We start from the raw sequence: 11,558 nt of genomic DNA on the forward strand, positions 1-11,558 counted from the left end.
CCGCCAGCCCCACCACCGCCCCGACGCAGGCCGCTCCACCGAATCCGACCGAGAACACCGGCCCGCGCCACGCGGCCATCGACCCGGCCCGCACCTGTCCCAGAATCGGCCCGCTATTGAAGGACAACAGCTCGATCCCGGCCAGCCGCCCGCGCAAAGCGTCGGGAATGGTCTGGTTCCAGATCGACATCCGGAAGACCCCGCTGACCGCGTCCGCCGCACCCGCGATCGCCAGACAGACCAAGACGAACCACACCTGCCGCGTCGCCGCCACCAACGCGATCGCCGCGCCCCATGCCCCGGCGGCCCAGATCACGGCCAGGCCGTGCCGGTGGACGTGTTTCGTCCAACCGCTGGTGAGCGAGACCAGCGCGGAGCCGACCGCGGGCGCCGCGTAGAGGAGCCCCAGCGACCACGAGGCGTGCAGATCGTCGGCCAGGAAAGGGAAAAGCGCGGTCGGCATGGCGAACGTCATCGCCGCGATGTCGACGACATACGTCCCGATCAGCTCCTGCCGGCTGCGCGCATAACGCCAGCCGGCCGCGATCCCGCTCAGACTCGCCCCCTCGGCGTCCGCCCGCTGCGGGGAAGGCTTGAGCCGCACCAGGAACGCGCACGAGACCACGAACGTCGCCGCGTCCGCCGCATACGAGACAGTGGGCCCGGTGGTGGCCACCAGCACGCCGCCCAGAGCCGGCCCGGCGATCTGTGTGAACGACCCCAGCAACCACTGCAACGCACCGGCCGGCACGATCAGATCCGGCGGCACGACCCGCGGCACGATCGCCTCCCGAGACGGCCGCTGCAAACCGTTCGCCGCCGCGAACGCGGCCGTCAGCGCGTAGATCGGCCACAGCGTCGGACGCGGCAGCAACGCGTTCAGCAACAGCAGCGCCGACAGCAGCGCGCAGGCCGCCTCGGTCGACAGCACGAGCTTGCGCCGGTCCATCGCGTCGGCCAGCGCCCCGCCCCACAACCCGCACACCACCAGCGGCACCAGTTCGGTCGCGCCGAGCAGCCCGACCGCCAGCGCCGATCCGGTGAGCGCCTTGATCTGGAAGGGGACCGCGACGAAGGTCAGGAACGAGCCGAACCCGGAGACCGCCGACGAGGCGGTGAGCAGCCGATAGTCGCGGGACACCCGCAGCGGCGTCAGGTCCACGCCCAACTCGCGCCAGCGGCGCCGGAGCGGTCCGGCTCGGTGCGGCCCGTCGTCGGGCGCCGGGGGGTCTGCGGTCACGCGCCGATTGTTCGGGCCCGCGCACACGCCCGGCAAACGACTTTTCGGGCGAGTTCTGGTCGAGTTCTGGTCGAGTTCCGGTCGTGTGGCGGGCGTCACGGAGGTTTTCGCGAGGTGATCGCGAGGTGATCGCGCGCATGCGCTCGGGCCCTTAACAAGGGATGCTGGTCGTGAGACGATCAGCCTCGTCCGGGTACGCCGTTTCGGCGCCTCGAGTCGTCTCTCAAGGAGAAACCAGCATGTCCGCTGAAAGCAGCGCCACGCAGGAATCCGCAGTATCGCAATCATCCGCCCAGCCGAAGCTCTCGCTCTACGGCGGGACCGGCACGGGCCGCCGGGTCACCGTCCGGGACCTGGCCAAGGCCAAGCGCGAGGGCGAGAAGTGGGCGATGCTCACCGCCTACGACGCGCTCACGGCCGGCGTCTTCGACGAGGCCGGGATCCCGGTCCTGCTGGTCGGGGACTCGGCGGGCAACAACCACCTCGGCTATGAGAACACGGTCCCGGTGACCGTGGACCAGCTGGTCATGCTCGCCGGCGCCGTGGTGCGCGGCACCAAGCGCGCCATGGTGATCGGCGACCTGCCGTTCGGCTCCTACCAGGCCTCGCCCCAGCAGGCGCTGGAGACCGCGGCCCGCTACATGAAGGAAGCCGGCGTCGGCGCCGTCAAGCTCGAAGGCGGCCGCCGGGTGCTGCCCCAGGTGGACGCGCTGGTCCAGGCCGGCGTGCCGGTGATGGCGCACATCGGCCTGACCCCGCAGTCGGTGAACGTCCTGGGCGGCTACCGGATAGCCGGCCGGGGCGACGAGGAGGCCGAGAAGCTGATCTCCGACGCCAAGGCCCTGCAGCACGCCGGCGCCTTCGCGATCGTGCTGGAACTGGTCCCGGCCGAACTGGCGGCCCGGGTCTCGGCCGAGCTGGACGTCCCCACCGTCGGCATCGGCGCCGGGGCCGGCACCGACGCGCAGGTCCTGGTCTGGACCGACATGGCCGGCCTGACCCCCGGCGGCGTCCCGAAGTTCGTCAAGCAGTACGCCGACATGCGCACCGTCCTGGGCGAGGCGGCCCGCGCCTTCGCCAGCGACGTGGTGCACGGCGCGTACCCGGACGAGTCGCACTCGTATCACTGAGCCCTGATCCGCACCGTTTAATCCGGTCCGGGTGTCATGAGGACGCCTGGACCGGCAGTATGAAGGCATGGACTCCGCGCAGACCACCCTCCTCCGCGAACTCGTCAGCGGAACCGCGTGGTTCGGCGAATGCCGCGGCTTCGCCCGCAACCTCCGCCGCGCCCCCCGCAGCCCCGGCGGCCTGCTGTTGGTCGGCACCCCGGAAGAAGAACCGTGGCACCTCGCCGCGCACCTGGACACCGAAGCCGGACTCGCGGATCTGCCGCAGCTGGCCCCGACCCTGGTGCGGCACCGGATACCGGACGGCGCGCCCCCGCACCTGTCGGTCCCCCTGGCTCGCCTGGAGCAGGCGCGCAAAGGCGAAGCGGTGTTCATCGTGGCCCCGGACGACCCCGGCGTCCCGCTGCTGGAACGCGTCGACGACGCCCGGCGCCGCGGTGCGGCCATCCTGACTCTCGCAGAGGACGAACAAACCTCGGGCGAGTTGCTGACGCTGTCGCACGACGCTTTGCTGCTGCCGGAGAACGGCATCGTCCCCGGCTTCGACGCCGCGCAGCACCTGCTCGCCTCGACTGCCGGGGATAAGGAGCGCAGGGGGCGGGGGAGCGGTCCCAAGGTCGGCTTCCGCGATCGGCTGACGGCGTTGATCGATCAGGTCGCGGGTGGGTCGGCGGATACGTATCGCTAGAGCGTCGCCGCGAAACGCGTCGCGGATACGTATTGACTAGAGCGTCGCCGCGAAACGAGCTGTCGCGATGCGCGCCGTAGGGAAACGTGCCATCACGAACTCGGCTCCGCGGGCGGCTCAGGCAGCCGCCGAATGAGCTCCCGCTGCGAAGCGATGAACCCGCCGAGTGGGAAGACCAGCAGGCGCCCCGTCGTCAGCGCCAGCACGTTGCGCTCCCGCACCGGCAGATCAGGCCCGGCCGAACGGTCCAGCGCGGCGTCGACGCGGCGTCGACGCGGCGTTTTCTCAGGGAGGGCCTTTCCAGCCGCAGGAAGTCACGGCCAGAGTATTTCTGCCGCCACGATCATCAGCCGCGTACGGCCGCCAAGCCCGCGTCGTACAGGTCCATGACGTCGCCTTCGCCATCGTTGTCGACCCAGACCATCGTCGCGGCGTCCAGGCACGCGAACGCGGTCGCGATCACCGCGCGGGCCCGAAGCCCCGCCGCGCCGTCGGCGGTATCCATTCGTGCCTTGACGAGCGGCAGCAGTTCGTCCTGGAACCGCAGCCGCTTCTCAAGCCAGCCGGCCCGCAGCGAAGCCGTTTTGTGCAGGAGCCGGAACCGTTTCAGGGCTTGTTCGGAGCTCTCGTGCAAGGCCAGGACGGCGGCGATCGCGGCGCGCAGGACCTCCCACACGTCGGCCTCGGCGGGCTGTGCGCTGATCGTGTCCGTCAGGACCTGCCCGAACCGCTCCTGCCCGCCGCCGAGGAGGTCTTCCTTGGCACCGAAGTAGCGGAAGAGGGTGCGCTGCATGCACACACCCGCAGCTCTGATCACCGGCGGAACCAGCGGCATCGGCAAGGCGACCGCTGAACTCCTCCACTCCCGCGGCTACCGCGTCCTGGTCACCGGTCTCGACGAGGTCGGCGCCGCCGGACTGCCCGAAGGCGTCCTGGCCGTCCGGGCCGACGCCCGCTCGCTGCCCGACCTCGACCGCGCGATCGACCTCGCCCGGCGCGAGTTCGGCTCCCTTGACCTGCTGTTCCTCAACGCGGGCATATCCCGTCCCGGCCCGGTCGAGTCCACCGACGAAGCGGCCTTCGACGCCCTGTTCGACGTCAACGTCAAGGGCAGCTTCTTCACGCTGCAGAAGGCACTGCCGCTCCTCAACGAGGGCGCCTCAGTCGTGTTCACCGTCGGCGCAGGCGAAGGGCTCGGAGCGGCCATGACCGCGGCCAAGGGCGCGTTGCCACCGCTGATGCGGGCGCTGGCTCTGGAACTGGCGCCGCGCCGCATCCGGGTCAACGCCGTCAGCCCGGGTCTGATCGACACCCCGGCCTACAGCAAGCTCGGCGTCTCCCCGGACATGGTCCAGGCCTGGGGTCGCGACGTCCCGCTGGGCCGGGTCGGGACGCCCGCCGACATCGCCGAAGCAGTGGCCTTCCTCGCCTCGGACGCCGCGTCCTACATCACCGGCGACAATCTCATCGTCTCCGGCGGTATGGGCGTCCACGCCCGCGCCTGAGCGGCACCCCGTCCCCGAAGCGGGCTCCCGGAATCTAATACGGAACGGTTGCGTGTCGATACTCCGCGGCGTACGCTCGCCGAAGGAAATCGATACGGTCCCGTTTCGTATCGGATCCGCACCGATCGAGGGGATAGGGGAACATGGATCGGGAGACTTTGCAGAGGCGCCGGTGGGCGATCCTCGGCGTACTCATCTTCAGCTTGCTCGTCGTCGTGTTGGACAACACGATCCTGAACGTCGCGCTCAAGATCATCTCGCAGCCCAAGAACGACCCGCACCAGCCGGGCCTGGGGGCTTCGCAGTCCGATCTGGAATGGGCGATCAACTCCTACACGCTGGTCTTCGCCGGCCTGCTGTTCACCTTCGGCATCGTCGGCGACCGGTTCGGCCGCAAGAAGATCCTGATGGCCGGCATGGTCGGGTTCGGGATCGCCTCGGTGCTGTGCGCCTACGCCGGCAGCCCCGGCGCGCTGATCCTCACCCGGGCCGCCATGGGCTTCTTCGGCGCCGCGATCATGCCGGCCACGCTGGCCATCATCGCCAACGTCTTCGAGCCCAAGGAGCAGCCGAAGGCGATCGGCATCTGGGCCGGCGGCGTCGGTCTGGGCGTGGCCATCGGCCCGGTGCTCGGCGGTCTGCTGCTGGACCACTTCTGGTGGGGCTCGGTCTTCCTGATCAACGTGCCGATCATCATCATCGCGCTGATCGCGATGTCGTTCCTGGTGCCGGACTCGAAGAACCCGAACCCGGGCCGGCTGGACCCGCTGGGCGTGTTCCTGTCGATGGCCGGCATCGTGGTGTTCGTCTACGGCATCATCCGCGGCGGCGACCTGGGCTGGTCCAACCCGCAGATCTGGGGGACGCTGGCCGGCGGCGTGGTGCTCAGCGCGTTGTTCGTGTTCTGGGAACTGCGCACCGACCACCCCGCGCTGGACGTGCGCCTGTTCCGCAGCTCGCGGCCGTTCTCGGCCTCGGTGATGCTGGTCGGCCTGTCCTTCTTCGCGATGATGGGCGTGCTGTTCTTCCTGTCCTTCTACCTGCAGTCGGTGCTGAACTACAGCCCGTTGAAGGCCGGTCTGTTCCTGACGCCGTTCGCGTTGGCGCAGCTGATCTTCTCGCCGCTGTCGGCGCGCCTGGTGCAGCGCTTCGGCGCCCGCGCGGTGTCCACCTTCGGCATGCTGACCATCGGTGTCACGTTCCTGATGTACCAGTTCGTGACCCAGACCTCCGCGGCGTGGCTGCTGCTGCTGATCTTCTTCCTGCAGGGCATGGGCATGGCGAACGTGATGCCGCCGGCGACCACGACGATCATGACCTCGCTGCCGCGGGAGAAGGCCGGCGTCGGCTCCTCGGTGAGCAACACCGTCCGGCAGGTCGGCGGCGCACTGGGCGTCGCGGTGCTGGGCACGCTGCTCACCACGGCCTACCGCAGCCGGATGGAGGGCCCGCTGAAGACGGTGGTCCCGAACCCCTCGGCGCTGCACGACATCGACGGCTCGATCCAGGCCACCAAGGGTGCCGGCGAGCACCTGCCGGCCCTGGCGCGCTTCTACCCGCAGGCCGACGCCGCGTTCATCCACGCGATGCACATGACCGTGACGATCTCCGCGATCGTCGCCTTCCTGGCCGCGATCGTGTCGCTGACCTGGCTGCCGCGCAAGGCGTCCGGGGTGCCGGCCGGCCCGCGGCGCGGGGCGGACTCCGGCAGCGACGCCTCGGCCGCGGCCGAGGCCGCCGGAGTCGCCTGAGCGGGACCGTCCGTGGCACCCGGCCCGGGGGAGCCGAATCGCGGTTTCCCCGGGTTGCCCCCTTCGGCCCGGCATCGAGGAGATGATGGAGCGCTATGACGATGATCCGTGACGGCCGACGATCCGACGAGCGCCATCCCGGGCACGTGGCCGGCGCCTGCGCCGACCCGGCCTGCGCGGCGGGCACCGCCGACGGCCGCCGCCGGCCGGGCCGCCCGCGCAGCGAGGCCGCCGAGCGGGCCATCATCGACGCGGTGCTGGGCCTGCTCAGCGAAGGGGTGCCCTACGGCTCGCTGTCCATGGAACAGGTCGCCACCCGGGCCGGCGTCGGCAAGGCGACCGTCTACCGCCGCTGGCCGAACAAGGAGAGCCTGGTCGTCGACTCGGTCGCCTCCCTGTGGCAGGAGTGCCCGCCGCCGAACCTGAGCGACGACCGCTCCACCCGGGACCGGATCCTGGAGTACCTGGACAACATGGTCGAGGTCATGCACAACGACCTGGCCGGTCTGGTCTTCTCCTCGGTGATGGCCGCCGGCACGCTGCACCCGGAGCTGCTGCAGAACTACCACCGGGTGGCGATCGAGCCGCGCCGCGAGCAGCTGCGGATGATCCTGCGCCACGGCATGTCCGCCGGCGAGCTGCGCGCCGACTTGGACGTGGAGCTCACCGTGCGGATGATCAGCGCGCCGATCGTACTGACGATGAAGTCCGAGCACCCCGGCGAGCCGCTGCCGGAGGGGTTCACGCGGGCCTTGGTGGACACGCTGATGGCCGGGATCGCCGCGCGCTGAGCCGAGCGAGCCCGGCGGGCTGCGGGGCGCCTGTGGGGCGCCTGTGGGCCTGTGCGTGCTGTGCTGGGGCCGGATCCGCTTCGTGCTGTGTCCGGCTGCGGATCAGGCCCCGTGTTCAGCTGTTATCGCGTCGGCTCGCGCTGGTGCGGTTGTTGCGTTTCTGCGGGGCTTGGCCGCCTTGCCGCGCGCTTGCCGATCAGGCCCCGTGTTCAGCCCCGTATTCAGCCGCCAGATATTCGGCCCACGTGGTCTTGCCCTGCTGGTTCTCCGGGCTGGTGTGCGCCCCGGCCCGGAAAGCCCGCCCGGCCTTGCCCGGCAGCCGGAACGGCACCAGCACCCGCCGCTTCCCGGTCGCCCGCAGATACGCCTGCGCGAACTCGCTGGAGTCGAGCAGTTCCGGCCCGCCCATGTCCTCGGCGTGGCCCAGCGGCTCGGCGCCGGCCAGGTCCGCCAGCCGGGTGGCCGCCTCGGCGGCGTCCAGTGGCTGGAAGGGTGCGGCGGGGACCGGGACCACCGGTGACTTGGCCGCCAGCGTCAGGAACTTGTCGAGGAGCTGGAACCACTGCGTGGTGCGCTGGATCGTGTGCGGCAGCCCGCTGGCCTCGATGGTCTGCTCGGCCTCGCGCTTGATCCGGTAGTAGCCGAACGGGATCCGGTCCACGCCGACGATCGAGATGTAGACCACGTGCGGTCGCCGGCCGCCGCGCTTGGCGGCCTCCAGCAGGCGCCAGACGGCGTCCGCGTCGCCCCGGCCCTGTCCGCGGGTGTTGGAGGCGGCGTGCACGATCACGTCGATCCCGTCCACGGCCTCGTCCAGCCCGGTGCCGGCGGCCAGGTCGCCGACCACCCACTCGAACGAGCCGGTGCCGCCGGGGCCGTTGCCGCTCCGCGGGGTGCGACTCAGGGCTCTTACGTCGGTGCCCCGCCGGGTCAACGTCGGGACGAGCACGCGGCCCAGCGTGCCGCTCGCTCCGGTCACCAGGATCATCTCAGCCTCCTGCACTGTCGTTTACCCCGACGAAACCTTTCATTCAGTCTTCCACCGCGCACCTCACCGCCGCGGCGAGGGCCCCCGCAACGAAGACTCCCGCGACGAAGACTCCTGCAACGAAGACTCCCGCCAGGCGTTGGTGATCGGCAGCCGCCGGTCCCGGCCGAAGGCCTTGCCCGTGATCTTCGTGCCCGGCGGGTACTGGCGCCGCTTGTACTCGGCCAGGTCCACCAGCCGCAGCGTCCGGTCCACCAGCGCCTCGTCGAAGCCGGCCGCGATCAGTGCGTCGCGGCTCTGGTCCTGCTCGACGTACAGGTCCAGCAACCGGTCCAGGACCGGATAGTCCGGCAGCGAGTCGGTGTCGAGCTGGTCGGGCCGCAGTTCGGCCGACGGCGGCTTGTCGATGGAGTTCTCCGGGATCGGCGGCACCTCGCCGCGCTCGGCCGCCGCCTTGTTGCGCCAGCGCGCCAGCTCCCAGATGCGGACGTTGAACAGGTCCTTCAGCGGCGCGTAGCCGCCGGCCGCGTCCCCATACAGGGTCGAGTGGCCGACCGCCAGCACGCTCTTGTTGCCGTTGGCCCGCGGCGCGGCCCGTGCGGCGCTCCACGTGATCGCTGCCGTCCAGGTAGCCGACGATCGCGACCACGTCGCCGTACCCGGCCTCGGCCAGGCGCCCGGCCAGCGCGGTCAGCGCGGTCTGCGAGGCGGCCACGAACGAGGGGCGCAACGCCAGGTCGCCGACCGAGGTGTCGAGCTGCGCCAGACGGATGCGCAGCCGCGAGGACACGTTGGTGTCGGTGGTCATGGCACCACGCTACCCCGTTCTCGTCGGGGTGACGCTAAGCAGGGAAGGCCCCGGGAAAAGGTCCGAGGCCTCACCGCACGGGGGGACGGTGAGGCCTCGGGATGGGAGACCCCATCGCACGGGGGGACGATGAGGTCTCGTTGCAGGATTATTCTCCGTTCAACAACGCTTGGCGAGGGGTTCCGGAGAGATTTTCGGCAAAGATCTTCGCCAGTTTCCTTGTGGCCACCCGCAGTGACCGGATCCTGTCCGGGTTGGTGCGCAGATATCCCGCTTTGCCCGCCTGGCGTCGGAGGACGCCTTCGGCCGCCATGTCGACGCGGCGTCGGTATGGCGGTCCCTCCGATGTAAATAACGATGCCGGGGGGTCATCAGGTTGCTCCGGATCGAGGGAAATCTGGCGGACCCCAGTCGGGGGCCTCTGGCGCGGGCCCGCCAACCGGTCCCACGACGCCCCTCGCGCAGACGCCCCGCGCGCGACTTTCCAACGCCGTAATCACATGGAAACGCACCTCGTTCATACTGTGCACATGGAACGTCAGCAGGAGTTCGTACTCCGCACCCTCGAAGAGCGGGACATCCGCTTCGTGCGCCTCTGGTTCACCGACGTCCTGGGCTTCCTGAAGTCGGTGGCGATCGCCCCGGCGGAGCTTGAACAGGCATTCAGTGAGGGCATCGGATTCGACGGCTCGTCGATCGAGGGCTTCGCCCGGGTGGCGGAGTCGGACATGCTGGCCAAACCCGATCCCGCGACGTTCCAGATCCTGCCTTGGCGCGCGGAGTCCCCCGGCACGGCGCGGATGTTCTGCGACATCCTGATGCCGGACGGCGCCCCCAGCTACGCCGACCCGCGCTGGGTCCTCAAGCGCACCCTGGCCAAGGCCGCCGAACGGGGTTTCACCTTCTACACCCACCCCGAGATCGAGTTCTACCTCTTCGAGGGCCAGCCCAAGCCGGGCAAGGCCCCGGAGCCGGTCGACCACTCCGGCTACTTCGACCTCACCCCGCACGGCATCGGCCACGACTTCCGCCGCCAGGCCATCACCCACCTGGAGTCCATGGGCATCTCGGTGGAGTTCAGCCACCACGAGGGCGGCCCGGGGCAGCAGGAGATCGACCTGCGCTACGCCGACGCCCTGTCCACGGCGGACAACATCATGACGTTCCGCCACGTGATGAAGGAGGTGGCGCTGGAGCAGGACGTCTACGCCTCTTTCATGCCCAAGCCGCTGGCCGAGCACCCCGGCAGCGGCATGCACACCCACCTGTCGCTGTTCGAGGGCGACCGCAACGCCTTCCACGAACCCGGCGCCGAGTACAGCCTGTCCAAGACCGGCCGCAGCTTCATCGCCGGCCTGCTGCACCACGCCAGCGAGTTCACCGCCGTCACCAACCAGTTCGTCAACAGCTACAAGCGGCTCTTCAGCGGCGGCGAGGCCCCCAGCTACATCAGCTGGGGCCACAACAACCGCTCCGCGCTGGTCCGGGTGCCGATGTACAAGCCCTCGAAGTCCCAGTCGAGCCGCGTCGAGGTGCGTTCCCTGGACTCGGCGTGCAATCCCTACCTGGCCTTCGCGGTGATGCTGGCGGCCGGGCTGAAGGGCGTCGAGGAGGGCTACGAACTGCCCGCGGGTGCCGAGGACAACATCTGGACCCTGACCGACGGCGAGCGCCGTGCCCTGGGCATCGAGACGCTGCCGTCGTCACTGTCCGAGGCGATCTCGCGGATGGAGGAGAGCGAGTTGGTCGCGGAGACGCTGGGCGAGCACGTCTTCGACTTCTTCCTGCGGAACAAGCGCGCCGAGTGGCTGGACTACCGGCACCAGGTGACGCCGTTCGAGCTGAACCGGTACCTGCCGGTTCTGTAGGGCTGTAGGGCCGCTCCCTGCTCCTGCTGTAGGGCTGCTCCCTACTCCTGTTCCCTACTCCTGCTCCTTGGTCCAATTCCGCAGCACCCAAGAGATAGCCCCCACATCCAGCTTCCCCTCGGCCGCGTCCCCGGCCAGCCGCGCCGCCTCCCGCATATCCGGCAGCACCGGAAGCCCGCACGCGGCCAGGTACGCCACCGCCGTCGCCGCCGCGAAGAGCCGGTTCGCGTTCTCCAACGCCGGGACGCGCGCGAGTTGGTGGAGCAACGCAGCAGCCTGATGGTGCGGCTTCTCATACACGCGGCGGCCCAGGACCACAGCCTCGGTGCGGGCCAGGGCGGCGAACAGTGCCCCGTAGTCCAGTACGGCGGGATCCCCCGGCAGGCGCTGGACGGCGTCCAGCAGCCAGGCTATGTCGATCGGATGGCTGGGCGCGGGCTCAGCACCGCTCACGCGGCCGGCTGCAGGTCGTCGTCGAACGCGCCGGAGGCCTTCGCGTCCTGGACGAACTGGTCGAAGACCGAGTCGAACACGGCTCGGCGGCCGCGGGTGTCGGCGTCGATCAGCCGGGTCAGATACTCGCCCAGGTTCACGCCGGCGTCCGCGGCGGCGGCGCGGGCGGCGTCGGCGATCGCGTCGGGGACGCGCGCGTTCAACTGCTGATTGCCCATAGAGCCATGCTAGCGCTGCTATCAGCCGCTGTCACCGGTCTTAGGACGAAAGTCTCATGCGAGTGCGGGCCACGGCCGGAGGCAGCGGCTCAGCTCCCACGAAAGGATCGACCCAACC

General features: G+C 70.0%; 11 protein-coding genes and 1 pseudogene. 6 read left to right on the forward strand and 6 right to left on the reverse strand.

The window, feature by feature from the left end; translation table 11 throughout:
• Nucleotides 1-1,240, reverse strand: a 1,240-nt coding sequence (locus KGQ19_RS43855) for an MFS transporter (RefSeq protein WP_307856695.1), incomplete at its 3' end; no start/stop codon positions are given.
• A 239-nt stretch (nucleotides 1,241-1,479) separates the two neighbouring features.
• Here KGQ19_RS43855 and panB point away from each other — a divergent pair.
• A complete protein-coding gene (gene panB / locus KGQ19_RS43860) occupies nucleotides 1,480-2,370 on the forward strand; it encodes a 3-methyl-2-oxobutanoate hydroxymethyltransferase (RefSeq protein ID WP_212020744.1) in 891 nt (296 codons plus the stop codon).
• A 67-nt stretch (nucleotides 2,371-2,437) separates the two neighbouring features.
• Nucleotides 2,438-3,058 (forward strand): hypothetical protein, encoded by a 621-nt coding sequence (locus KGQ19_RS43865; protein ID WP_212020746.1) that lies wholly within the window; start codon nucleotides 2,438-2,440, stop codon nucleotides 3,056-3,058.
• A 346-nt stretch (nucleotides 3,059-3,404) separates the two neighbouring features.
• Here the strand turns inward: KGQ19_RS43865 and KGQ19_RS43870 are convergent, their stop codons facing one another.
• Nucleotides 3,405-3,851, reverse strand: coding sequence for an acyl-CoA-like ligand-binding transcription factor (locus KGQ19_RS43870; RefSeq protein ID WP_212020748.1), 447 nt, complete (start codon nucleotides 3,849-3,851; stop codon nucleotides 3,405-3,407).
• Here KGQ19_RS43870 and KGQ19_RS43875 point away from each other — a divergent pair.
• The 3 genes from KGQ19_RS43875 to KGQ19_RS43885 all read left to right on the forward strand — a co-directional run bounded on the left by KGQ19_RS43875 (nucleotide 3,850) and on the right by KGQ19_RS43885 (nucleotide 7,105).
• Nucleotides 3,850-4,563: an SDR family NAD(P)-dependent oxidoreductase gene (locus tag KGQ19_RS43875; RefSeq protein ID WP_212020750.1), complete on the forward strand. Its 714-nt coding sequence runs from the start codon at nucleotides 3,850-3,852 to the stop codon at nucleotides 4,561-4,563. The two genes, KGQ19_RS43870 and KGQ19_RS43875, sit on opposite strands and share 2 nt — an antisense overlap.
• Before the next feature lie 143 nt (nucleotides 4,564-4,706).
• Complete coding sequence (locus KGQ19_RS43880; protein ID WP_212020752.1) at nucleotides 4,707-6,314, forward strand: MFS transporter; 1,608 nt, start codon at nucleotides 4,707-4,709, stop codon at nucleotides 6,312-6,314.
• A 95-nt stretch (nucleotides 6,315-6,409) separates the two neighbouring features.
• On the forward strand, nucleotides 6,410-7,105 hold the full coding sequence (locus tag KGQ19_RS43885; RefSeq protein ID WP_212020754.1) for a TetR/AcrR family transcriptional regulator: 696 nt from the start codon (nucleotides 6,410-6,412) through the stop codon (nucleotides 7,103-7,105).
• A gap of 196 nt (nucleotides 7,106-7,301) precedes the next feature.
• Here KGQ19_RS43885 and KGQ19_RS43890 read toward each other — a convergent pair whose 3' ends face one another.
• Nucleotides 7,302-8,093 (reverse strand): SDR family oxidoreductase, encoded by a 792-nt coding sequence (locus KGQ19_RS43890; RefSeq protein WP_212020756.1) that lies wholly within the window; start codon nucleotides 8,091-8,093, stop codon nucleotides 7,302-7,304.
• 63 nt (nucleotides 8,094-8,156) lie between these two features.
• Nucleotides 8,157-8,675 (reverse strand): annotated as a pseudogene (nadE, locus tag KGQ19_RS43895) (NAD(+) synthase); the annotation flags it as partial.
• A gap of 756 nt (nucleotides 8,676-9,431) precedes the next feature.
• Between nadE and KGQ19_RS43900 the strand changes: the two are divergent.
• Nucleotides 9,432-10,769, forward strand: a complete 1,338-nt coding sequence (locus KGQ19_RS43900) for a glutamine synthetase family protein (protein ID WP_212020760.1) — start codon at nucleotides 9,432-9,434, stop codon at nucleotides 10,767-10,769.
• A 54-nt stretch (nucleotides 10,770-10,823) separates the two neighbouring features.
• Here KGQ19_RS43900 and KGQ19_RS43905 read toward each other — a convergent pair whose 3' ends face one another.
• On the reverse strand, nucleotides 10,824-11,222 hold the full coding sequence (locus tag KGQ19_RS43905) for a fic family toxin-antitoxin system, toxin component (protein WP_212020761.1): 399 nt from the start codon (nucleotides 11,220-11,222) through the stop codon (nucleotides 10,824-10,826).
• Nucleotides 11,219-11,440, reverse strand: coding sequence for a hypothetical protein (locus KGQ19_RS43910; protein ID WP_212020763.1), 222 nt, complete (start codon nucleotides 11,438-11,440; stop codon nucleotides 11,219-11,221). Before KGQ19_RS43910 ends, KGQ19_RS43905 begins: the two co-directional genes overlap by 4 nt.
• Nucleotides 11,441-11,558: the final 118 nt, after the last annotated feature.

This window comes from Catenulispora pinistramenti, from assembly GCF_018274385.1.
In the GTDB taxonomy this organism is placed as follows: domain Bacteria; phylum Actinomycetota; class Actinomycetes; order Streptomycetales; family Catenulisporaceae; genus Catenulispora; species Catenulispora pinistramenti.

What these genes read in the sequence shown, in the direction of transcription:
- panB (WP_212020744.1), top strand. Translation starts at nt 1,480, where the DNA reads ATGTCCGCTGAAAGCAGCGCCACGCAGGAATCCGCAGTATCGCAATCA.
- KGQ19_RS43865 (WP_212020746.1), top strand. Translation starts at nt 2,438, where the DNA reads ATGGACTCCGCGCAGACCACCCTCCTCCGCGAACTCGTCAGCGGAACC.
- KGQ19_RS43875 (WP_212020750.1), top strand. Translation starts at nt 3,850, where the DNA reads ATGCACACACCCGCAGCTCTGATCACCGGCGGAACCAGCGGCATCGGC.
- KGQ19_RS43870 (WP_212020748.1), bottom strand. Translation starts at nt 3,851, where the DNA reads ATGCAGCGCACCCTCTTCCGCTACTTCGGTGCCAAGGAAGACCTCCTC.
- KGQ19_RS43880 (WP_212020752.1), top strand. Translation starts at nt 4,707, where the DNA reads ATGGATCGGGAGACTTTGCAGAGGCGCCGGTGGGCGATCCTCGGCGTA.
- KGQ19_RS43885 (WP_212020754.1), top strand. Translation starts at nt 6,410, where the DNA reads ATGACGATGATCCGTGACGGCCGACGATCCGACGAGCGCCATCCCGGG.
- KGQ19_RS43890 (WP_212020756.1), bottom strand. Translation starts at nt 8,093, where the DNA reads ATGATCCTGGTGACCGGAGCGAGCGGCACGCTGGGCCGCGTGCTCGTC.
- KGQ19_RS43900 (WP_212020760.1), top strand. Translation starts at nt 9,432, where the DNA reads ATGGAACGTCAGCAGGAGTTCGTACTCCGCACCCTCGAAGAGCGGGAC.
- KGQ19_RS43910 (WP_212020763.1), bottom strand. Translation starts at nt 11,440, where the DNA reads ATGGGCAATCAGCAGTTGAACGCGCGCGTCCCCGACGCGATCGCCGAC.